This window comes from Mycobacterium sp. (assembly GCF_019247635.1).
In the GTDB taxonomy this organism is placed as follows: Bacteria; Actinomycetota; Actinomycetes; order Mycobacteriales; family Mycobacteriaceae; genus Mycobacterium.
This window is the reverse complement of the sequence record NZ_JAFBAR010000060.1, coordinates 1-20,929: the sequence shown is the minus strand read 5'-3', so window position 1 is coordinate 20,929 and position 20,929 is coordinate 1. Positions and strand designations below refer to the sequence as shown.

The 20,929-nt window shown below is 69.2% G+C and carries 22 protein-coding genes; 5 read left to right on the top strand and 17 right to left on the bottom strand.

The features are described from left to right. Nucleotides 1–5 precede the first annotated feature (5 nt). Nucleotides 6–1,262, top strand: coding sequence for an APC family permease (locus tag JO236_RS08435; RefSeq protein WP_293327242.1), 1,257 nt, complete (start codon nucleotides 6–8; stop codon nucleotides 1,260–1,262). A gap of 50 nt (nucleotides 1,263–1,312) precedes the next feature. Here JO236_RS08435 and JO236_RS08430 read toward each other — a convergent pair whose 3' ends face one another. The 3 genes from JO236_RS08430 to JO236_RS08420 are packed head-to-tail and all read right to left on the bottom strand — an operon-like array spanning nucleotide 1,313 to nucleotide 4,289. Next, nucleotides 1,313–1,987 carry a TIGR04282 family arsenosugar biosynthesis glycosyltransferase gene (locus JO236_RS08430; protein ID WP_293327239.1) on the bottom strand — a complete coding sequence of 225 codons (675 nt, stop codon included), beginning with the start codon at nucleotides 1,985–1,987 and terminating at the stop codon, nucleotides 1,313–1,315. Beyond that, nucleotides 1,984–2,652: a glycosyltransferase family 2 protein gene (locus JO236_RS08425; RefSeq protein WP_293327352.1), complete on the bottom strand. Its 669-nt coding sequence runs from the start codon at nucleotides 2,650–2,652 to the stop codon at nucleotides 1,984–1,986. Before JO236_RS08425 ends, JO236_RS08430 begins: the two co-directional genes overlap by 4 nt. After that, the gene (locus JO236_RS08420; protein WP_293327236.1) at nucleotides 2,649–4,289 is read right to left on the bottom strand and encodes a hypothetical protein; all 1,641 of its coding nucleotides are present in this window, start codon (nucleotides 4,287–4,289) and stop codon (nucleotides 2,649–2,651) included. The genes JO236_RS08425 and JO236_RS08420 overlap by 4 nt, the downstream gene beginning before the upstream one ends. A gap of 304 nt (nucleotides 4,290–4,593) precedes the next feature. Between JO236_RS08420 and JO236_RS08415 the strand changes: the two genes are divergently transcribed. Continuing rightward, nucleotides 4,594–6,216 carry a hypothetical protein gene (locus JO236_RS08415; RefSeq protein WP_416362193.1) on the top strand — a complete coding sequence of 541 codons (1,623 nt, stop codon included), beginning with the start codon at nucleotides 4,594–4,596 and terminating at the stop codon, nucleotides 6,214–6,216. 13 nt (nucleotides 6,217–6,229) lie between these two features. On the opposite strand, the gene JO236_RS08410 is transcribed toward JO236_RS08415, so the two are convergent. Genes JO236_RS08410 through JO236_RS08400 form a run of 3 tightly spaced genes read right to left on the bottom strand, consistent with a single transcriptional unit; the run spans nucleotide 6,230 to nucleotide 8,471 of the window. Further along, entirely contained in the window at nucleotides 6,230–6,610 is a 381-nt protein-coding gene (locus JO236_RS08410) for a hypothetical protein (protein WP_293327233.1), read from the bottom strand. Nucleotides 6,611–6,621: 11 nt separating this feature from the next. Then, a complete protein-coding gene (locus JO236_RS08405) occupies nucleotides 6,622–7,698 on the bottom strand; it encodes an NAD-dependent epimerase/dehydratase family protein (RefSeq protein ID WP_293327230.1) in 1,077 nt (358 codons plus the stop codon). Next, the gene (locus JO236_RS08400; protein ID WP_293327226.1) at nucleotides 7,695–8,471 is read right to left on the bottom strand and encodes an S-methyl-5'-thioadenosine phosphorylase; all 777 of its coding nucleotides are present in this window, start codon (nucleotides 8,469–8,471) and stop codon (nucleotides 7,695–7,697) included. Before JO236_RS08400 ends, JO236_RS08405 begins: the two co-directional genes overlap by 4 nt. 34 nt (nucleotides 8,472–8,505) lie before the next feature. On the opposite strand from JO236_RS08400, the gene JO236_RS08395 reads away from it, so the two are divergent. Beyond that, a complete protein-coding gene (locus JO236_RS08395; RefSeq protein WP_293327223.1) occupies nucleotides 8,506–9,372 on the top strand; it encodes a 1,4-dihydroxy-2-naphthoate polyprenyltransferase in 867 nt (288 codons plus the stop codon). Nucleotides 9,373–9,385: 13 nt separating this feature from the next. Here the strand turns inward: JO236_RS08395 and JO236_RS08390 are convergent, their stop codons facing one another. From JO236_RS08390 to JO236_RS08380, 3 genes are all read right to left on the bottom strand, one after another. After that, a complete protein-coding gene (locus JO236_RS08390) occupies nucleotides 9,386–10,660 on the bottom strand; it encodes an HNH endonuclease (RefSeq protein ID WP_293327220.1) in 1,275 nt (424 codons plus the stop codon). A 70-nt stretch (nucleotides 10,661–10,730) separates the two neighbouring features. Next, nucleotides 10,731–11,306, bottom strand: coding sequence for a Clp protease N-terminal domain-containing protein (locus JO236_RS08385; RefSeq protein WP_293327217.1), 576 nt, complete (start codon nucleotides 11,304–11,306; stop codon nucleotides 10,731–10,733). Between the two features lie 4 nt (nucleotides 11,307–11,310). Further along, nucleotides 11,311–11,538 carry a helix-turn-helix domain-containing protein gene (locus tag JO236_RS08380; RefSeq protein WP_293327215.1) on the bottom strand — a complete coding sequence of 76 codons (228 nt, stop codon included), beginning with the start codon at nucleotides 11,536–11,538 and terminating at the stop codon, nucleotides 11,311–11,313. A 148-nt stretch (nucleotides 11,539–11,686) separates the two neighbouring features. On the opposite strand from JO236_RS08380, the gene fabH reads away from it, so the two are divergent. Next, a complete protein-coding gene (fabH, locus tag JO236_RS08375) occupies nucleotides 11,687–12,703 on the top strand; it encodes a beta-ketoacyl-ACP synthase III (protein ID WP_293327211.1) in 1,017 nt (338 codons plus the stop codon). On the opposite strand, the gene JO236_RS08370 is transcribed toward fabH, so the two are convergent. Beyond that, on the bottom strand, nucleotides 12,700–13,077 hold the full coding sequence (locus tag JO236_RS08370) for a DUF4229 domain-containing protein (protein WP_293327209.1): 378 nt from the start codon (nucleotides 13,075–13,077) through the stop codon (nucleotides 12,700–12,702). The genes fabH and JO236_RS08370 overlap by 4 nt on opposite strands. Nucleotides 13,078–13,124: 47 nt before the next feature. On the opposite strand from JO236_RS08370, the gene JO236_RS08365 reads away from it, so the two are divergent. Beyond that, nucleotides 13,125–13,277, top strand: coding sequence for a hypothetical protein (locus JO236_RS08365; RefSeq protein WP_293327207.1), 153 nt, complete (start codon nucleotides 13,125–13,127; stop codon nucleotides 13,275–13,277). 24 nt (nucleotides 13,278–13,301) lie between these two features. Here the strand turns inward: JO236_RS08365 and JO236_RS08360 are convergent, their stop codons facing one another. From JO236_RS08360 to hemL, 7 genes are all read right to left on the bottom strand, one after another. Next, nucleotides 13,302–14,636, bottom strand: a complete 1,335-nt coding sequence (locus JO236_RS08360) for a MinD/ParA family ATP-binding protein (protein WP_293327204.1) — start codon at nucleotides 14,634–14,636, stop codon at nucleotides 13,302–13,304. A 55-nt stretch (nucleotides 14,637–14,691) separates the two neighbouring features. Further along, nucleotides 14,692–15,666 (bottom strand): c-type cytochrome biogenesis protein CcsB, encoded by a 975-nt coding sequence (gene ccsB / locus JO236_RS08355; protein ID WP_293327201.1) that lies wholly within the window; start codon nucleotides 15,664–15,666, stop codon nucleotides 14,692–14,694. After that, the gene (resB, locus tag JO236_RS08350) at nucleotides 15,663–17,222 is read right to left on the bottom strand and encodes a cytochrome c biogenesis protein ResB (protein ID WP_293327346.1); all 1,560 of its coding nucleotides are present in this window, start codon (nucleotides 17,220–17,222) and stop codon (nucleotides 15,663–15,665) included. Before resB ends, ccsB begins: the two co-directional genes overlap by 4 nt. Nucleotides 17,223–17,347: 125 nt before the next feature. Continuing rightward, nucleotides 17,348–18,118 (bottom strand): cytochrome c biogenesis CcdA family protein, encoded by a 771-nt coding sequence (locus JO236_RS08345; RefSeq protein ID WP_293327199.1) that lies wholly within the window; start codon nucleotides 18,116–18,118, stop codon nucleotides 17,348–17,350. Beyond that, nucleotides 18,115–18,741, bottom strand: coding sequence for a TlpA disulfide reductase family protein (locus JO236_RS08340; RefSeq protein WP_293327196.1), 627 nt, complete (start codon nucleotides 18,739–18,741; stop codon nucleotides 18,115–18,117). The genes JO236_RS08345 and JO236_RS08340 overlap by 4 nt, the downstream gene beginning before the upstream one ends. Next, nucleotides 18,738–19,346, bottom strand: coding sequence for a histidine phosphatase family protein (locus tag JO236_RS08335; RefSeq protein WP_293327193.1), 609 nt, complete (start codon nucleotides 19,344–19,346; stop codon nucleotides 18,738–18,740). Before JO236_RS08335 ends, JO236_RS08340 begins: the two co-directional genes overlap by 4 nt. After that, entirely contained in the window at nucleotides 19,346–20,680 is a 1,335-nt protein-coding gene (gene hemL / locus JO236_RS08330) for a glutamate-1-semialdehyde 2,1-aminomutase (protein ID WP_293327190.1), read from the bottom strand. The genes JO236_RS08335 and hemL overlap by 1 nt, the downstream gene beginning before the upstream one ends. Nucleotides 20,681–20,929: the final 249 nt, after the last annotated feature.

The window sequence follows — 20,929 nt, the reverse complement described above, 5'->3', positions numbered from 1 at the left end:
CGGGGATGGAAGACCAGCCGGGACTGGTACGTCGGCTCGGCATGACCGACGCGGTGGTACTCGGGCTCGGATCGATGATCGGGGCCGGTGTGTTCTCGGTGTTCGGCCCGGCCGCGCGGGCGGCCGGCGCCGGCCTGCTGATCGGACTGGGGGTTGCCGCGGCGATCGCTTACTGCAACGCCATCGCGTCGGCGCAGCTGGCCGCGGTCTATCCGACGTCGGGCGGCACATACATCTACGGGCGCGAGCGCCTCGGCCCATGGTGGGGCTTCATCGCCGGGTGGGGGTTTGTGGTCGGCAAGGGCGCCTCGTGCGCGGCGATGGCGCTGACCGTCGCCAGCTACGCGGTTCCGGAACCGCAGTGGGCGCGACGAACCGTCGCGCTGGGTACGGTAATACTGCTGCTCGCACTGAACTACCGCGGCATCACCAAGACCGCGATCCTGGCGCGAATATTGTTGGCGTGCACGCTAATTGCGCTCGCCGCGGTGGTCATCGGAATCGCGCTAGCCAAGCCGGAGCCGGCGCAGCTGATGCACTGGTCTACGGGCACCGGCTATGGCGTCTTGCAGTCAGCCGGGTTGCTGTTTTTTGCCTTCGCTGGTTATGCGCGGCTGGCAACGATGGGTGAAGAGGTCCGTGATCCGGTCCGCACCATCCCAAGAGGTATAACTCTCGCCTTGGCGATCACGGTTGCGATTTACCTGGTCGTCGGGATGGCCGCGCTGCTGGCCGCGGGACCCGATCGGCTCGCGCGTGCCGCGGCACCGCTGGCCGAGGCCGTCCGCGCCGTAGACGCCCCGGCGCTGGTGCCGGTGATAACCGTCGGTGCCGTGGTGGCCAGCCTCGGGGCGCTGCTGGCCCTCATCGCGGGGCTAGGGCGCACCGTGCTGGCGATGGCTCGTCATCGGGATCTCCCCGGCTGGCTGGCGGCAGTTCATCCGCGCTTCCGGGTGCCGCACCACGCCGAGGTCGCAGTGGGGGTGGTCGTGTGCATCCTGGTGGCCACCGTCGACCTGCGCGGGACGATCGGCTTCTCGTCGTTCGGGGTGTTGATCTACTACGCGGTCGCCAACGCGGCCGCCTTCACGCTGCCCGCTGCCGATGGAACGTGGTGGCGCCGCATCCTGAACATCTGCGGCCTGGGCGGCTGCCTGCTGCTGATCGCCACCTTGCCGTGGCAATCGGTGATTGCCGGGCTGGCGGTGTTCGTCGTCGGGATCACCGGGCGTGCCGTGGTATTGCGCCGACGCACAAGGTAGGGCAACCGAGGGGCGCTGACGGGCTGCATATGCGCGTATGGCTTGCGTGCCTAGAGTCCAGCAGCGCGGGTGGCCCGCGCGAACCGACTCCGCGGATCGCAGGCACTACGGACCGCGGCGACGTCGTCGGCCACATCGAAGTCTGCCAGTCGCGGTGCCAGCGTGACTTCAATCCCGTTGTCGTTCAACGCCTTCAATGTCAGTTCCCCCGTTTCGGGGTGGGACATCCTGACGGTGCGCAAACACTCGGCCGCCGAGGGGGTCCGCACCCCGAGCACCCACCAGCCGCCGTCGTCGGCCAGGCCGAGCACTGCGGGCGCCCCGTCGAGCAACGGCCGCGCGCACTCGGCCAGCAGCTCACCGGTCACCTGCGGGGTGTCCATTCCGATTTGCAGTATCGGTTGACTCGCGAAGGACTGGCCTGTGTCGGCGTACGCGTTGGCCAACCGCTCGGCGAAGTCGTTGCCGCGCTGCGCGATTACCGTGAAGGCCTCCAGTCGCCGCCGGATCTCGGCACCGCGGGAAGCACGGTTCAAGTCGCCGGTAAGCGCCACAACCCGCGCGGCCACGCGCGCAGCGGCCACGGCGTCCAGCGTGTCGAGCAGCGCGGCCGAGGCGATATCCGCGCCGGCCCGATCGCCGACCGTCGCGGCAAGCCGCGTCTTGGCCCGGCCGGGCTCCGGCGCCTTGGCGACCACCAGCACGCTCACCGACAACGGACTCACGAGATCACCTTCCAGAAGTCCAGGATCGCGGTGATGCTGCCCCGCAGCGAACCGCTGACCTTGGACCTGCCGCCGGTTCGTGGGCCATAGCTGATGTCGAGTTCGACCACGCGCCAGCCCGCCGCCGCGGCGCGGACCAGGAGCTCGAGCGGATAACCCGAGCGCCGGTCGGCGACGCCCAGGTTCAGCAAATCGTCGCGGCGGGCCACCCGCATGGGTGCGATGTCGTGCACCGGCAGCCGGTGCCGGGTGCGTAGCCGCCAACTCATCACGATGGTGCCCACCCGGGCGACCCATGGCCAATGCAGCCCGGCTACCGGCCGCCGCCGACCCACCACCAGATCGGCGCCACGGTCGAGGGCGGCCACCAGCCGGGTCAGGTCACCCGCATCCATCGAGCCGTCCGCATCGATCACCGCGACGATCGGCGTGGTCGCCGCGACCACGCCCGCGTGAACCGCCGCGCCGTATCCCGCGCGGCCTTCGGCAACCACCCGGGCGCCGTGGCGGGCGGCGACCCCGGCTGTGTCGTCGGTGCTGTTGTTGTCCACCACCAGCGCCTGATAGCCCGACGGGATCGCCGCCAGCACCGCGGGTAGCGACTCCTCCTCGTCAAGACAGGGCAGCACCACGGTCACAGCCTCACCGGGCGCCGAGCTCGTCAGTGGTGGCCGCCGTGCGTCGGCTGCGGGTTCGCCGGCTGCTGCGGAGTCGCCGGCTTGGGGGCCGCCGTCTGCGTCGGTATCTGCTGCGTGTATGTCGGCTGCGGGGCCGCCGTCGTCTGCTGCGTCGGCGGATTCGTGTGCGTCGTCGGCGGGGCGGCCGTGGTCGGCTGCGTGGTGGGGGTGACGGCCTGCGTGGTCGGCGGGGTGGTCGCCTGGGTCGTTTGTTGTGTGGTGGGTGGCGTCGTTGTAGGCGGAGTCGTCGTCGGTGCAGTGGTCGTGGGTGGCGTCGTCGTCGGTGGCGTCGTGGTGGGTGGGGTCGTCGTGGGCGTCGTGTACGTGGGCACCGTCTCAGTCGGCTGCCCGGGCTGCCAGCCCGGGAACGGGACCGGAATGGGGACCGGCACACCCGGCGCGGCCGGCGTGGGAACGGGAACCTCCGGTATCCCCCCGGGCGATACCTGCTGCGGAACCGGCGTCTGCACCGCCGGAACGGTACCGCCCTGGAAACCCAGAGTGGGCTCATCGGCCGGGGGCGCTGGCACCGGCGCCTGTTGCTGCGTCGGCAGCAGCGGCATGAACTTCCCCGGCTGCGCGTTCTGGTGGCCCTGCACCGGCACGGACGCAGCGGTGGGCCGAACGGTGACCGCCACCGCGACCGCCAACGTAGAGAACCCGAGGACGGCAAAGGCGATCACGGCGTTTTTGATGAGCACGGAGCGTGAGCTGAGCCGCACGGGGCCGGTCACGGCCTCGTCGTCGTCAAACTCGCCGAAGTCGTCGAACTCGGCGCCTGCCAGGCCGTAATCGTCCGAGCCCTCGAGCGGGAGCAGTTGGTAGTCGCCGGACTCCGAATACGCCAGCTGGGGTTCCTGCTGAGCCCCCGTATGCAACTCGTCCGGCGGGATCAACCCGGTTGCATCGCCGGCGGGCACGGCCGGAGCTAGCGCAGTGAAGTCACCGGCCGACGCGGCGCCGGCCAGCCCCAACGACGCGGCGGCGGCTCCGGCCGCCAGCGCGGCACCGCGGGCGAGCGCAAAAGTAGGGTCCTCGGCAACCTCGACCCGCATCGTCTGCTCGGAACGCAGCTGATCGGCAATGTTGGTCGTCGCCTCCGACGAGGTGTCCACCAGGTAGATGTCTCCCGCGCCGCCGACCTCCCCACCCAGCCGCGCCATCATGGTGTCCAGCGTGGCGGTCGCGTCGGCGCCCACTGCCGGCCCCGCGGCCAGCACCGTCGGTGGCGCGTCCGGGTCGTCAACGGCCGGCGCCAACAGCGTCGCGTTCTCGTCGCTGACCAACAGCACCCTGGTGTCGCGCGCCGCGGGCCCCAGCAGGGCCGTCGCCGCCTCCGATTCCGACAGCGCCTGGACGTTCTGCACGCCGGAGTCTTCCAAAGCCCGCCGTAGCTCGTCGACCTTGACCTCGTCGGACCAGCACAACCGGGTGGCGACCAGCCGGTGGTTTTCTCCGGCGAGCAGTTGATTCGTTCCGGCGACGGTCTCGGTCAGGATTCCGACCGGGTTCTCCCCCAGCTCGATCACCGATTGATCGATCACGCCGCTACCAGCCCCGGCCGGCTCGATGAGCGCCAGGCGGCCGACCTCGCCCTCGATCGCAACCCCCAGTGCGACGTCCATCCGTTGCTCTCCTTCGCTTGGCGACCCCGCAGCCAGCAATGTCCAAGCATCATTACACTGCTATGAGCGCAGCGTAACCGCGTTTCCTAAGCGGCGGGACGCCCGTCGGGCAGCATTTCGATGGAATGCCTGTTCCCTGCCCCTGCCGCGCGGCCCGAACGGAGAATATGGTCGCAACCGAGCAGTGCCGTCAGCGCCGCGGGGTGCATCCTGGATGCAGAACCCAATCCGCGTCGACAACAACCGTCCTTGATCTCCGGGGGGCTTCGTGAGCCAGAACAGCGACGACACACCGACGGGGCCGATCGGCGCACGGGCCGCGCCGACGCAGCAGCTGCCTGCGCGCGCGCCCACCGCACCCACACCGCGATGGAACGGCGTGCGCGATCTCGTCACCGCCGCCCTGATTGTCGCCGCGGCGTTGTTGCCATGGAACCTGTATTTCGGCATCGGAATCCCCGGCAGCAACACCGCCCTGTTCGCGCTGCTCATCGCCGTGTCGGTGCTCGCCCTGGGCGCCCTCGTGGGTCCCTGGAAGTCGTCCAGCCGTGTTCGCTTGGTCCTCAACGCCCCCTACGTGCTGCTGGTGCTCGCCTTCGTGGCGTTCGACGTGTTCGAGACGATCCGTTCCGGGGGCACCGTGCACGTGCCGGGTGGTGTGGGGCCGGGGGCGTGGCTGGGGATCGCGGGGGCCCTGTCGGGCGCGCAACCGGCGATCACCGGCCTGGGCACAGAACATGAGGCGGACGATCGCAGCTTCAGCAGATGGCTGCGGGCCGCCCAGATCACCGGCTACGCCTCGATAATCGGCGCGGCGCTGAGCTTCGGTTTCAACCTGGCCTGGAGGATCACGTTCGCAATCCGCGGCTCGAACGGTTCGTCCGGATTCGGCAAGGAGAATGTGGCGGTCATCCTCACCGCGGTGGTGTACGGCGCGGTGGCGTTCGTCGCCGTGTTCGTCGCCTCGCGGTGGCTGCTTCGCGGCACCAAGGCCGGCCGCCTGGCGACCAGCGCGCTCGGGTTGTCGACGCTGGCCGCCGGGGTCATCGTGTGGCTCCTTCCCGTCGGCCGTGAGATCGACGCGTTCCATGGCATCGCGCAGAACACCTCGACGGCGGGGGTCGGATACGAGGGTTACCTGGCGTGGGCGGCGGGCGCGGCGATCTTCGCGCCGCGGACGCTGTTCGGTGCCTGGAGCGCGCCGCCGTCCGACCGGAGCGCGTGGGGGGAGGCGGCCCGAAAAGGCTTGGCGCTCATCGCCATCTGGTGCTTTGGGTCGGTGCTGATGAGGATCACCGACCTGGTCGTCGCGGTGCTGCTGAATTACCCGTACTCGCGGTATGACACCGTGACGCTGGCCGTGTTCGACGGGGCCACCGGGGTGCTGGCGATCTGGCTTCGAAGGACGCTGGCCAACACGAGTGGGTCCGCCAGACCGATCGCGTCGCTGTGCGGAGCGCTGGCCACCCTCACCATCGCCCGCGTGATCGTGGGCATCATGCTGGCGCCGCGGTTCGAGGCGTCCTCGGTGCCGCCAAACCCCGTCTACGGAAACAACCTCGCCCAGCAGATCACCAGCACGTTCGACGTCGTGCTGTGCGGGCTGGCGCTGGGCATCTTCGTCGCCGCCGTTATCGTCGGTCGCCGCAGACGCCGACCCGCGCGACGGCGCCCCGCTGCCCACGGCCGCGGCGGGACCGGACCCGCCAGGGCCGGTCAGGCGCAGCCGGGCGCTCGCGTCGCGCCGGCCGCAGCACCAACCACGAACTTTGCGGTCGCCGCCGGCGGCGAGGCACCGACCACGGTATTGTCCGCCCCGGGCGCCTCACCCCGCATCTTCCGCGCCGGTGAGTCCGCCACGCGGCAGATGCCCGCGCAAACGCCTGGCGCCGCGCCGAAGATCTATCGGCGGCCGGACGGCCCGTGAATTGCCCGGGCCGCTACCAGGGCATCGATTGATTGGCCAAGCTGAGCAACAGGTAGGCGCCGCAGACCAGGAAGTTCAACGCGACCAGCACCATGCCCGCGAAGATGAGCGAGTGGGTGCCGCGGCGCCGTAACCGCCGATATCTGGAGACCCGCATCTCGCCGGTAAGCCGGGTCGCGATCAACGCGAAGTTGACCCGCGTCCACTCCTCGTCCGCGACGTCCGCTCCGGCCGCGAGCTGCCGAAGACGTTCCGGTGAGGTTTGGACACCGACGCAGGCGAAGCTCCGGCACAGCTGTCGGGCTCGCCGACGACCAAGGGTCTGATCCCGCATCAGCAGCTGACGCGAAAGTCTTCCTCGTTCGTGACCCCAAGGGTTCGACGGGGTTGCCACATCGGGGGAGTTTAGTGGGCTGACTCTCGTTTGTCTCCGCTTACACGGCCCCGCAACGGTGCAAATGCAAACTCGCGCAGACCCTCGCGCGGAGCCACTTCCGCGCGGAAACCCAGCACCTCGGCGGCCCGCCCCGGATCGGCCACAATGTGGCGCACATCCCCGGCGCGGTACTGCCCGGTGACCACCGGTTGCATCTCGGGGCCCCGTGTTTCGCACAGCGCGCTGGCCACCTCCAGGATCGAGATCGGCCGCCCCGAGCAGACGTTGACGGCGGTAAAACTGTCGTGGCCGCCCGCTAGCAGGTCCGCGGCGGCGAGGTTGGCCGCGGCCACGTCGTCGACGTGTACGAAGTCGCGCATCTGACCGCCGTCTTCGAAGACCTTCGGCGGCTCACCCTTTTCCAATGCCGATCGGAAGATCGCGGCCACCCCGGAGTACGGGGTGTCGCTCGGCATGCCCGGGCCGTAGACGTTGTGGTAGCGCAACGCCACCACCGAGCCGCTAGTCGCCTCCGACCACGCCAGTGCGTAGTGCTCCTGCGCGGTCTTGCCGGCCGCATAGAGGCTGCGCGGCCGTAACGGGGCGTCCTCGTCGACCAACCGCCACGACAGCTCCTCGCCGCCGACCGGGCAACGGTGCTCGAAAGCCCCGGCCTCCAGGTCGGCGCGCCGCCGCGGCAGCGGGTCCACCTCGCCGTGTTCGGCGCAGTGATAACGGCCCTGCCCGTAGACGACCATCGACGACGCCAGGACCAGGCGGTCGACCCCTGCGGCGAACATCTGTGCCAACAGCACCGTGGTGGCGAAGTCGTTGTGGCCCGCGTAGACGGGCGCGTCGGCGGCGTCCACCCCGGCACCCACCATCGCCGCCTGATGACACACCAGATCCACGCCCTTGAGCAGGGGAGCCAGGGCGTCGGCGTCGCGGACGTCGACCCGGCGACACCCTTCCGGCAGCTGGGGGTTGGGGCCGTGCGCGGCGGGCAGCATCGCGTCGACGCCGACCACCTCGTGGCCCGCCTTGAGCAGCGCCTCGCTGATCCGGGTCCCGATGAACCCGGCCGCGCCCGTCAACAGCACCCTCACGGCAGCTCGATCGGTAACGCGACGCCCGTGTGCGCCTGGCAGTGCGTGCATGTGCGCTCGGCCGCGACCCGGCCGAGCGCGGTCCGCACCAGCGTCTTGAACGGCTCGATGTTCTGCTCGAACTGGGCGAACACGTCGACGGCTTTAACGCCCTCGCCCGCTTCGATGCCCGCGTCCAGATCTGTCACCAAAGCGATTGCTGCATAACATAATTCGAGTTCCCGGGCGAGTACGGCTTCCGGATAGCCGGTCATGTTAACCAGGCTGAAGCCAGCCGATGCGAACCACCGGCTTTCGGCCCGGGTGGAAAACCGCGGCCCCTGGATCACCACCATAGTGCCGCCGTCGACCACGCCGGGCAGCCCGGTGACCGCGGAGCGCAAGGTCGGGCAGTAGGGATCGGCGAAGTCGACGTGAATCGCACCGGAATCGAAGTAGGTGTCCGCCCGGCCGGTGGTGCGGTCCACCAGTTGGTCGGGCACCACCAGGGTGCCCGGACCGAGTTCGGGTCGCAGGCTGCCGACCGCGCACGGCGCGAAAACCCGCCGTACGCCCAGCGCCCCCAGCGCCCACATGTTGGCCCGGTAGGGCACCGTGTGCGCCGAATATTCGTGGCGCGCGCCGTGCCGCGGCAGGAACGCGACCTCGTGCTCCCCGACGGTGCCGACCGTGATCGAGGCGCTGGGCCGGCCGTACGGGGTGTCCACGGTGGTGTCATACACGTCAGAGTCAAAGAAAGTGTAGAAGCCGCTGCCACCGATCACTCCGAGCATCCGCCCATTGTGGTCCATGCGGCAGGATGCCTTGGTGGCCACTTTTGCGCAGTGGATTAACGGAGCGCGCCCGCGCACCCTGCCCAACGCGGTGGCGCCGGTCGTCGCGGGCACCGGCGCGGCCGCGTGGCTGCACGGCGCGGTGTGGTGGAAGGCGCTGCTGGCGCTGGCCGTAGCGGTCGCCCTGATCATCGGCGTGAACTACGCCAACGACTACTCCGACGGCGTCCGCGGCACCGACGACGAGCGGGCCGGGCCGGTGCGCTTGGTCGGGGCGCGGCTAGCTCGCCCTCGCGCGGTGCTGGCCGCGGCGGTCGTGAGCCTCGGCGTGGGTGCGGCGGCCGGCCTGGTGCTGGCGGTGTTCAGCGCGCCTTGGCTGATCGCCGTGGGTGCCGCCTGCATCGCCGGCGCGTGGCTGTACACCGGCGGGTCCAGGCCCTACGGCTATGCGGGCTTCGGCGAGGCCGCGGTGTTCGTGTTCTTCGGCCTGATCGCCGTGCTGGGCACGCAGTACACCCAGGCGCTGCGGGTGGACTGGGTGGGCGCGGTCCTGGCCGTGGCGACCGGGGCGCTGTCGTCGTCGGTGCTGGTGGCCAACAACCTGCGGGACATCCCCACCGACGTTCAGTCCGGGAAGATGACGCTGGCGGTGCGCCTCGGCGATGCCCGCACGCGGGTGCTGTACCAGGTGCTGCTCGGCAGCGCCGGGGTACTGACCCTGGTGCTGATGCTGGCGACGCCCTGGTGTGCGGTCGGGCTGGTGGCCACGCCTTTCGCCGTGCGCGCGCTGGCCCCGGTGCGATCCGGCGCCGTCGGGCCCGCGTTGATCCCGGTACTGCGCGACACCGGTTTGGCCATGCTGGTGTGGGCGATCGCGGTGGCATTGGCGCTCGCTTTCTAGCGCGTCCCCAGCGCTAGGCGGCGTGTCGCGCTAGGGCGACGCCGATGCGGATTTCGAGGTCGCTGAGGCTGACGACTTGGGTGCGGGGTGGGGCCCCGGAGCGGTAGCGCTTGCCCGTGGGTGTCGTGAATTGGGCGGTGTGGATGTGGTGTTCGTCGATGTTGGTGTCGACGCGCCAGCCGTCTGCTTGTTTGGCGTAGTTGCAGCTTTCGCAGAGCCCGATTCCGTTTTCGGCGGTGGTGGGCCCGTGGTGGGCCCAGGGTTGGGCGTGGTCGCGGTGGCGGATCGGGGCGTCGCAGTAGGGGGTGCGGCAGCGTTGATCGCGTAGCTCGATGAATCCGGCCAGGGCGCGGGGGAAGCAGCGGGCCCGCGATTCCATGGCTACCAGGGCACCCGAGCGCGGGTGGGCATAAAGCCGGCGCAGGGTGGCCCGTGAGCGTTTGTCGGTGACCGCGCTGGACACCATGGCGCGGGCCACCGCGGCGGGGATGGGTCCATAGCCGGTGATGTCGGCCGGCGCGCTGTTCCCGCCCAGCAGGGTCTCGTCGGAGAGCACCAGGTTGACCGCCACGGGCACCGGTGTGCTGGCCGCCCGGCCGGTGACCCGTTCGACCAGGGTGTCGGCCATCACCTGTCCGCGTGAGCGCCCGTCAGCGCAGGCATCGGCGGCGCGTTTGCAGGCCGCATAGACCGCCACACCCGCAGCGACCGGCAACAGCGCGGTCACATAGGTCATCGTGTCTGGGGCGGGGCGGATGGTCAGGGTGCGCTCGTGTTCGGCTCTGGCGGCGCGCTCGACGACGGCGTGCGGGTCGAGGCGGTAGGCGATCGCCTTGGCCGCCGCGGCCACCCGCGCATCGCCCATGCCGTCCAGGCCCGCGGGCTCGGCGCACAGTTCGGCGTCCAACACCGCGCGGTCTTCGACGGTGAGGCAGGCGCTTTCGCGCACGATCAGGGTGGCTCGCCACTCTGAGAGCGCCCCGGATTCCAGGGCGGCCAGCGTGTGCGGCATCTCGTGCACCAACGCTTTGGCAAATCCCAGATGCCGATTACCCCGGGCCGGGGAATCCCGGCGGGCCAGCGCGATCTCGCTGGCCACCCCGCGCCCACGCCGCAGCGCGGGCACCCCACGATCGGCCTCGGCGGCCCGCCGGGCGGTATCCAGGGCGGCCGCCGCGCGAGCCTGACCCGCCGCGGCCGCGGACTTGAGGCGCTCGAGCTCCGCGATGCGCTCGATGAGCGCCGACTCTCCGGCGGCCGGAGCAACCGCCAACAATTCTTCGAACATGTGTGCGAGTGTAAACGCACCCGGTGACAACCCGTTGCCGGTACCGAGGGACCTCCCGCGGCGCCGCTTCCTAGGCGGCCTTGTCCAGTAGCGCAAGGACCGCCGCGCGCAGTTGCGCGGTGTAGACGTGCTCGGTGATCAGGCCGACGGCCGCCTTGTCGCCGCTGCGCATGATGCCCAGCAGGAGGTGCTCACAGCCGATCTCGTTGTCCTTGTGGGCCAACGCTTCTCGCACCGCGAACTCGAGCGTCTTCTTGGCAGTGCGGGTGAACGGAACATGACCGCGGCGTCGGCGCCGTCGACCCGACTTATGCAGCGCGTTGTCGAACGCCTCGGCGCCAAAGGTGCGTGCCACATTGTCGCGCACGGCCCGAAGATCGATTCCGATGGCTTGCAGCGCTTCGGCGTCCTCGGCAAAATCCGGACCCGACTCGTCCACACCCGGCGCCGCCGCGACCAGTCGCTCCCGCACCACGTCGGGGGTCAAGCCGTAGCCGTTCAACACCGCGGACAGGTCATTCCCGGCGGCCTGCAGGATGCCGAGCAACAGGTGCTGCGGACCGATTTCGCGGATCCGCAGCTCGCGGGCCTCCTCCTGGGCGAGTACGACGGCAACACGGGCGTGCCGGGTGAAGCGCTCGAACATGGCGTTATCTCCTCCGGTTGTACTTCTGGTGCACGGCCTGCCGACTGACCCCAAGGGCCTCGGCAATGGCCTGCCAGCTCCATCCCTGCTCTCGTGCATTGGCGACGTGGATCGCCTCCAGCCGCTCCTGCAACCGCTGCAATGCACGCACCGCGCGCAGCCCGACGGCGGGGTCTGCGCTCGCCGCCTCATCGGCAGCCGATCCGATCCCCAGTTCGGACAGCTCACTCATGGATGTCAATCTAACTTGACACGCCTGGGCCGTCAAGCAAGCTTGACAACCGGGTCCCCTGAAACCGGTCCCGGGGCGAGCGGCGGAGACGACATGCCTACAGTCGTTGGGCGGGGGTGGCGCGAAGGCAGGACGGACCGAGACGGATATGAAACAGATCGCCACGGCCAGTGGGGCCAAGAGCGTCGGAATGCTCAGCGTCGGGGCGTACCGACCTGAGCGCGTCGTCACCAACGATGAAATCTGTCAGAACATCGACTCCTCGGACGAGTGGATCTACACCCGAAGTGGCATCAAGTCACGCCGATTCGCCGCCGACGAGGAGTCCGCCGCGTCCATGGCGATCGAGGCCGGTCGACGGGCGATCGCCAACGCCGGATTGTCCGCATCCGACATCGACGGCGTGATCGTGACCACCAACACCCATTTCCTGCAGACCCCGCCGGCCGCCCCGATGGTCGCGGCGGGGCTGGGTGCCAAGGGCGTTCTCGGCTTCGATCTCTCGGCGGGGTGCGCCGGATTCGGATACGCACTCGGCGTCGCGGCCGACATGATTCGCGGGGGCGGTGCCGCCAAGATGCTGGTGGTTGGCGCCGAAAAGCTCTCTCCCACAATCGATTTGCGTGACCGTGGCAATTGCTTCATCTTCGCCGATGGCGCGGCCGGGGTAGTGGTGGGCGAGACACCGGTTCAAGGCATCGGACCGACGATCGCAGGCAGCGACGGCGAGCAGGCCAATGCCATCCGCCAGGACATCGACTGGATCACCTTTGCGCAAAACCCAAGCGGCCCGCGCCCGTTTGTGCGACTCGAGGGCCCCACGGTCTTCCGCTGGGCGGCGTTCCGCATGGGCGACGTCGGTCGGCTGGCTATGGAGGCGGCGGGGGTCGTACCTGAGGACGTCGACGTGTTCGTGCCACACCAGGCCAACAGCCGCATCAACGATCTGCTGGTCAAGAACCTGCAGTTGCGACCGGACGCAATCGTCGCCAGCGACATTGAGCACTCGGGGAATACGTCAGCGGCATCCATACCGTTGGCGATCGCCGAACTCATGGAGATCGGCGCGGCCAAGCCGGGCGATCTGGCCCTGCTGATCGGATATGGCGCCGGCCTGACCTATGCCGCCCAGGTCGTGCGGATGCCGCTGCACAGCGACGCTTAGCCGACAGCCTCGTCGGACTCGTCGGACTCGTCAGGCTCGTCATCCGGGAAAGCTTCCCCACGCAACCGGGCCCGCAGCTTTTCGCGTTCCATGCGGCGACGCTCACCGGCGACCGCGAGCGAGGCGGTGGCACGTCGGCGCAGCGAGCCGAACACCCAAATGCCCAGCGGCATCGCGATAATCAGCGCGAACAGCGCCGCGACGACGAAGGGGAATTCGCCGATCCCGAGCACGCGCGCCACGCCGTAGATGACGCCGAACACCACCGCCACCAACAGCAGGCGGGCGCTCGCGTAGAGCGCAACGTCGACGACTACCCGGTCTCCTCGATCCCCGGTGGTCCCAGACGGGTTGTCGCTCGGCCCTTCTGACACGGGCTTGAGCCTACGGCGCAGGTATATTCGCTCCAAGGAGGTGTCGAGTGCTCTACCTGCTCCTGGTCCTGGTGTTGGGGACGCTGATCTACGTTGGCTGGCGCGCGGCGCGAGCACAGGCCCACCGACCGAAGACGCGCGTCATCGGACCCGACGACGATCCGGACTTCTTGCGGCGGCTGGGGCACGGGGACCAATAAGCAGCGAGGAACCAATAAGCCGCATCAGCTGAAGGTCGGGGCCCCGGGAAACCCGTCGGCCACAATTGCGGCGAGCTCGATCAGCGCTTCGCGCGTCGGCCGCTTCAACTGCTCCAGGCTGATCTCGGCGCCCTCCTCGAGGTGAGGATCGTGCGGCACCAACAGCACCGCGCGGCAGCGCCGCGCGAAATGCTCGATCACCTTTTGCATATCGACCTTGCCGGAACGTGGCCGCACCGCGTTGATCACCGCAATCGAGTTACGGACCAGGTCTTCGTGGCCGTGCGCGTCCAACCAGTCCAGCGTCGCCGACGCGGTACGGGCGCCGTCGATGGACCCGGAGCTGACCACGATCAAGACGTCCGCCTTGTCGAGGACCGACGACATCGCCGGGTGCAGCAGCCCGGGCCCGCAATCGGTGAGCACCAGGCCGTAGAAGCGCTCCAGGATGTCCATGGTCTTGGCATAGTCGTCGGCGCTGAACGCGTCCGACGCCGCCGGATCGCTGTCTGAGGCCAGCACTTCCAGTCCGCTGGGCCCCTGCGAGGTGTACCCGCGCACATCGCTGTAGCGCCCCACGCCTTCGGCGTCCCGCAGCAGGTGGCGCACGGTGGACGAGGTCTGTAACGCGACCTTGTGGCTCAGGGTGCCGCGGTCGGGGCTGGCGTCCACCGCAACCACTCGGTCGCCGCGGATGGCGGCGAACGTCGACCCCAGCGTCGCCGTGATCGTCGTCTTGCCGACGCCGCCTTTCAGCGAGAGCACGGCGATCCGGTAGGAACCCCGCAATGGCCGGTTGACCTGGGCAACCAGGTTGTTGTGGCGGGTGGCCCGTGGGCTCTCCCCCACGTTGATCAGGCGCCCGGAGAGCACGTAGAGCAAACGGCGCCAGCCCTCCGATGGTGGGGGCTTGGGCTGCCGCAGCAGCATGTTGGTGGACAGCTCGGGATACGGCGTGGGCGAGATGGGTTCCGGGCGCGGCGGGGCTTCTGCCACCCTGTCGGCCGGGCCGCCGTAGTAGGCGCCGTACGCCGTCGGGTCGATCCGCGGCACCGCGGTGGTCGGGGCCGCGTCCCAGGGCGGCAGGTCATCGGATCTTTGCGCAGCCGGCGGCGGCCCGGGCACGGGCGGCGCGACGGGTCCGCGGTCCGGGCCGGGCGGTCGACGCTCGGTGCGGAATCCCGCGAAGGCCCGAGTGGCCGGCTCGACACCGGACGGCGTGGGCGGTTCGCCCGGGTAAGGCTGATGCGGCACTTGAGGGGACACCTGGGGCGGCAACTGCGTGGTCGGGTGACTCCTGCCGTCGGCATCGATCTGCCTCCGGGCCGGTTCTGCACCCGCTGCTGGATGCTCGGACACGGGCGCTCCCCCTATTTTGCCGATTCTGGGTACTTCAGGCTTGAGTCTGGCTACTTCAGCCCACGCCCGCATACGAGTGCAAGCCGACCGTCACCAGGTTAACGAAGAACAAGTTGAAGACCATCGCCACGAATCCCGCCACGTTGATCCACGCCGCCCTCCTGTCCCGCCATCCCGCGGTTGACCTGGCATGCAGATACGCCGCGTAAATCACCCATGCGACGAACGACACAGTTTCTTTCGGGTCCCATCCCCAGTACCTGCCCCAGGCCTGCTCGGCCCAGATGGCGCCGAATATCACGCCGAAACCGAACACCGGGAAGGCGAAGATCGTGGTGCGGTAGGCGATCCGGTCCAGGGTCTGCGCGTCCGGGAAGCGTCGCACCGTCCGGGCCAGTGCGCCCTCGGTTTCCTGCTCACCCCACCGGGACGTGCGCAGCAGGAACAGCATGCTGGCGGTGCCAGCGACCAGGAAGACCCCGGAACCGAGGCTGACCACCGACACGTGAATCGGCAACCAGTACGACTGCAGCGCGGGCATCACCGGGGCGGCATTGGTGTACAGCCAGCGGCCGGACACCGTCAGCAGGATCAGCACCGGGACCAGTAGGAAGACCCACAGCGGGCGGTACTGTGGCCGGCGCAAAACGATCGCGCCGGCCACCAACCCGGAAATACAGGTCAGGTTGATGAACTCGTACATGTTGCCCCACGGGGGCCGCAGCGTGGCGGCGCCGCGCAGCACTATGCAGGCGAGCAGCAACCCGATGCCGAGGTAGACGACGGCCAGGCCGGCCCGCCCCACGCGTTCGTCGAACGGGCGCTGCGGCGTGCTCGCGACGATGCCCGGCGTGTCGCTGTCGCCGGTCACCGATCCGGCCGGCACGGCCGCCGGCTCGAGTTTGCGTCCCCGAACGTACGCGAGCTCGAAGGCAAGCAGCAGCAGCGCGACGACCAGCGCAACGACCGCCGAGGTGAACGCCCAGTCGGAGTATCTGGCCAGGCCGACGTTGACGTGTGTGGTGTTCACGAGAGGTCCCTTCCGGCCTTCTGCGGCAACCCGGTCGGTACGGGCGCGTCGGATTCGCTCAGGCCGGCCAGCAGCCGCTCGGTCAGCCTTTCGAACTCGTCGCCCCATCCGGAGTTGTCGGTGCGGGCCAGGCCGCCCAGCTCGACGCTCACCGTACCGCCATCGCCGGTGAGACGTACCCACACCCGGCGGCGGCGCACCAGCAGCGACACCAGCAGACCGCCCATCATCGTGATCGCGAAAACCAGCACCCAGGTCTGGCCGGGGTCGTGGGAGACCTGCAGGTTGACGAACGGGACGGCGCCGTCGAACCGGATGGTCGTGCCGGCCGCCGGCCCCTGGTCGAGCCGAACCTGTTCGCCGGCGCGCAGGTTGACCCGCTTTTCCCGGGTCAGCCGGCCCTGGTCGATCAGCCGGGGATCCAGGGTGAACAACGACTGGGGACGCCCGCTGTCCAGGCCGGTGTCGCCGCGGTAGATGTCGATCGCCACTGCGGGGGCGTCCAGCGCCGGGAAGCGCGACGACAGCAGGGTGCCGTCGAGTTGTTCCGTCGGGGCCAGCAAGCCCTGGATCGCGATCTCGTGTCTACGGCGTTCATCGAGGTTGGGATAGCTGCCTGCGGGCGGGTCGATGCGGGCCACGCCCGACGAGAGCAGGGTCTGCGGGTTGTCGGGGCGCCACTGCACGGTCGACGTGCGGGTCTGCCCGTCCGGGAACGTAACGGTGAAGCTGGGAGCGTAGCCGTGGCCCTGCAGATAAACCCGGTCACCGCCGGCCCGTAGCGGATGGTTGACCTCCAACCGGTAGGACCGCCAGTTGTTGGCCGTCAGGTCATTCCCCGATTGGTAATCGATGTCCGCCGCGAACGCGGTGGCTTGCCCCGACGGTAGGTAGTGCGCCTGAAAGTCGTTGACGCGCAGGCATATCGGGTGCAGTGACGTGCCGTCGACCGTATTGCCTGCGCGGAACGAGTCGAACGCCGCCGGCGACGCCGAGCAGAAGCCGGGGCCGCCGTCGGCGATCACGATGACGTTGCCCTCGTAGCCGAACAGCTTGCCGACGGCCACCGCGACCAGCAGGCCCAGCAGCGAGAAGTGGAACACGATATTGCCCAGCTCGCGCAGGTAGCCCTTTTCGGCGGACACCTCGACGGTTTGGCCGCTGTCTCGGGTGACCGTGCGCCACCCCCGCAGCCGACCCGCGATGGTGGCGGCCAGTTCGTGCGGGCCGCCGGCGGCCTGCGCCTCGACGTGCTTGGGTAGCCGGGCCAGGTTGCGCGGGGCGGCCACCGGTTCGGCGCGCAAGCTGCGGGCGTGCTCGACCATCCGTGGGGTCAGGCAGCCGACGAGCGAGACGAACAGCAGCACGTAGATGGCGGTGAACCAGAAGCTGGAGAACACATCGAAGGCCTGCACCGCGTTCAGCCAGGGCCCGATCGTCGGGTGCGCCCTCAGGTAGTCGTCGACCTTGCCGGCGTTGAGGCTGCGCTGCGGCAGCATGGCGCCGGGTATCGCGCCCAGCGCCAGGAGGAACAGCAGCACCAGCGCGGTCCCCATCGACGTCAGCGACCGCCAGGTGTTGCGCACCTTTGCCGCGAGCAGACGCAAAAGCCCCCAAAATCGCCGATTTTGGGGTGCTTTTGCGTCTGCTCGCGCCACCTCTGGCGCCACCTCCGGCGCGCTCAAATCGGCAGCCTCACATCGGAGACGACGGCGTCACGCAGCCAGGACACGAAGTCGTTCCACACCCCGGTGACCAGCGCCGCGCCGACGGCGATCAGCAACAAACCGCCGAACACTTGAATGCCCCTGGCGTGCCGGCGCAGCCAGGCCAGGCCCGCGACCGCCCTCGCCGAACCGAAAGCCAACGCGACGAACGGAATCCCCAGCCCCAGGCAGTAGGCGATCACCAGCGCGATGCCGCGCGGCACGTTGGCGCCCGCGGTGGCCGATGCCACGGTGATCACCCCGGTCAGCGTCGGCCCCAGGCAGGGCGTCCAGCCCAGCGCGAACACCGCACCCAGCAGCGGCGCACCCGCCACCGTCGTCAACTGCTTGGGGCTGAACCGGATTTGGCGTTGCATCGCCGGGATGAGACCCACGAATACCAGCCCCATCACGATGGTCAGCACGCCCCCGACTCGCTGCAGCAGCAGCTCGTTGCTGATCAGCGTGGTGGTCATGCCCAGCACAGCGACGGTGCCCAGCACGAACACCGTGGTGAATCCCGCCACGAACAGCCCGGCCGATCCCGCGACCCGCCACCGGGTGGCCGTTTTCACCGGACCCGTGCCCGCCTCGTCCACCCCGACGATCGCCGCGAGATACGACAGGTAGCCCGGCACCAGCGGCACCACACACGGTGAGGCGAACGACACCAGGCCCGCCAACACGCACACACCCAGGGCCACCAGCAGCGGTCCCGCGGCGGCGATTTGGGCGAACCCGGTCACTGCGGTCCCGGCAGGGCTTGCCCCGCCGCAGCGTTCTGAGTGGCGACCCGCTGCACCACCGGCTGCAGATCCTCGGCCAGCAGCTCGCGCAGAAACACCGCCGCGACCCGGTGCTGTCGGTCCAACACCAGCGTGGACGGGATGACGGTGGTCGGGTACTTGCCGCCGAACGCGATCAACGTACGCATCGGTGGGTCATAGATCGACGGATACCTCACATGCCGGTCGGTGACGAAGTCCTGCGCCGCCTGGCGGCTACTGTCGCGGACGTCGATCCCCAGGAAAGACACCCCCGAGCCCCGGGTGGCGTCGTACACCTGCTGCAGTTGGGTCACTTCGGCGCGGCACGGTCCGCACCATTGCCCCCAGACGTTGATGACGACAACCTGGCCCTGGAAAGGGCCGCCCGTGTCATCCAACGAAAGGGTGCGCGACGGATCCGCCAGATCCGGACCGGATAGCGACCCGGGGTGGCTGCGGCTGGCGGGCGGGTCGTAGAAAATGTCCGTCTTGCCGCCGGGCGACACAAACTCGAACGTGCCACCCTGGGCGACCGCATCGCGTCCGGAACATCCGGTCACCAGCAGAACCAGCATGGCGAGAAGCCACCGCCGGGCGGTCATGGCGCCGCCGGTTGGGCGTACTCGATGTCGACCAATCGCTCCCCGTCGTAGACCACAGTGGTCACCGACGCCAACGCGCACTGTCGACGCCGCGGGTCATGCCAGAGCTTCTTACCGGTTAGACGCAGCCGCAGCGTCCATACCGGCAGCTGATGGCTGACGCACACCGCCTCATGACCCGCCGCGCGCGCCCGCGCCTTATCGACGGCGGTCGTCATCCGGTCCGCGATCTGCGTGTAGGGCTCACCCCACGACGGCCGGAACGGGTTGCGCAGCTGCCACCAGAACCGCGGATCGCGCCAGGCGCCCTCGCCCGGGCCGATGCGGCGGCCCTCGAAGAAGTTCGCCGATTCGATCAGATCCGGATCAGTGTCCACAGGCAGGTCATACCGCGCGGCAATGGGCGCGGCGGTCTCTTGGGCCCGCTGCAACGGCGAGGCGGTCACCGCGACGATGTCTCGGTCGGCCAGGAAGTCCGCGACCGCCTGGGCCTGCGCCTGGCCCAGCTCCGAGAGGTGGTATCCGGGCAGGCGCCCGTAGAGGATGCCGTCGGGGTTGTAGACCTCGCCGTGACGCACCATGTGGATCCGGGTCTGTTCGGCCATCAGGGTATGTCCTCCCGCGCGGCGGCTTGAGCGGCAAAAGGAAGGGCTTCGGCGATGCGGCCGAACGCGCTGTCATCCAGGGCAGAGGAGACGAACCATGCCTCGAATGCGCTGCACGGCGGGTACACACCGGCATCAAGAAGAGCGTGAAAGAACGCCGGATAGCGCCAGGTCTGGCTGGCCCGCGCCGATGCGAAGTCGGTCACCGGCGCCTCGGCGAAAAATACGCTGAGCATGTTTCCGGCTCGCGGAATCTGATGTGGCACACCGGCATCCGTCAACGCATCGGACAGCAGCCCGGCGAGCCGGTCGGCGTTGGCGTCCAGCGCGGAGTAGACGGCGTCGTCGGCGGCCCGCAAGGTCGCCAGCCCGGCGGCCATCGCGACGGGATTGCCCGACAGCGTGCCGGCCTGGTACACCGGGCCCAGCGGCGCCAGCCGCTGCATCACGTCGGCGCGGCCACCGAATGCCGCGGCGGGCAGTCCGCCGCTCATCACCTTGCCGAACGTGAACAGGTCCGCGTGAACCGGATCGATTCCGTACCAACCGCTTCGGCTGACCCGGAAGCCGGTCATGACCTCGTCGACGATCAGCAGCGCACCGTGCTCGGCGGTAACAGCGCGCAACGCCGCGTTGTAACGGGGCGCGGGCGGGACGACGCCCATGTTGCCGGGGCTGGCCTCAGTGATCACCGCGGCGATCTGCTCGCCGAAGCGTGCGAATGTCTCGCGGACGGCCTCGATGTCGTTGTACGGCAACACGATTGTGTCGGCCGCCGCGGCACCGGTGACCCCGGGCGAGGACGGCAGACCCAGAGTCGCCACGCCCGAACCCGCGTCGGCCAGCAAAGCGTCCACATGCCCGTGGTAGCAGCCCGAGAACTTGACGATCTTGGCGCGTCCGGTGAAACCACGGGCCAGCCGGACGGCGCTCATGGTGGCCTCGGTGCCGGAGTTCACCAGCCGTATCCGCTCGACAGGAGCCACTCGCGCGATGATCTCGGCGGCCAATTCGGATTCCGCCGGCGTCGGCGCGCCGAACGACAGGCCTCCCGCGGCAGCTTTGGTGACGGCGTCGACAACAGCCCGGTGGGCATGCCCGAGGATCATCGGACCCCACGAGCAGACCAGGTCCACGTAGCGGTTGCCGTCGGCGTCGGTGAGCCAGCAGCCGCGCGCTTCGGTGATGAAGCGGGGTGTGCCGCCGACGGCCGTAAACGCACGCACCGGGGAGTTCACCCCGCCCGGAATCAGCCTGCAGGCGTCCTGGAACAGCTGCGCCGACGTCGTTGCGTGGCCCTTACGGCCCGCAACGGCGTGGTCGGTGCTGCCCATGCCGACCAGTGTCCCAGCCGCCCCAATGAGCTGCACTACAGGGTGTAGTTGCCGACCGGGTTGATGTCGGTTGGCGGCGCGGGTTGGATTACGGTGTGCAACTCCCTTCGAGCAGGCGGTGCTGTTCGCCAAGACCGGGTAGATGCGGATAACGGCGATTCGGGAGTGCTCGGTGCCGTTGGCCGGCTCCCCCGCTAACGCGATTGTCAACTTCTCCGGCCACACGGTTTCCTTGGTTGCTGTCGTTAC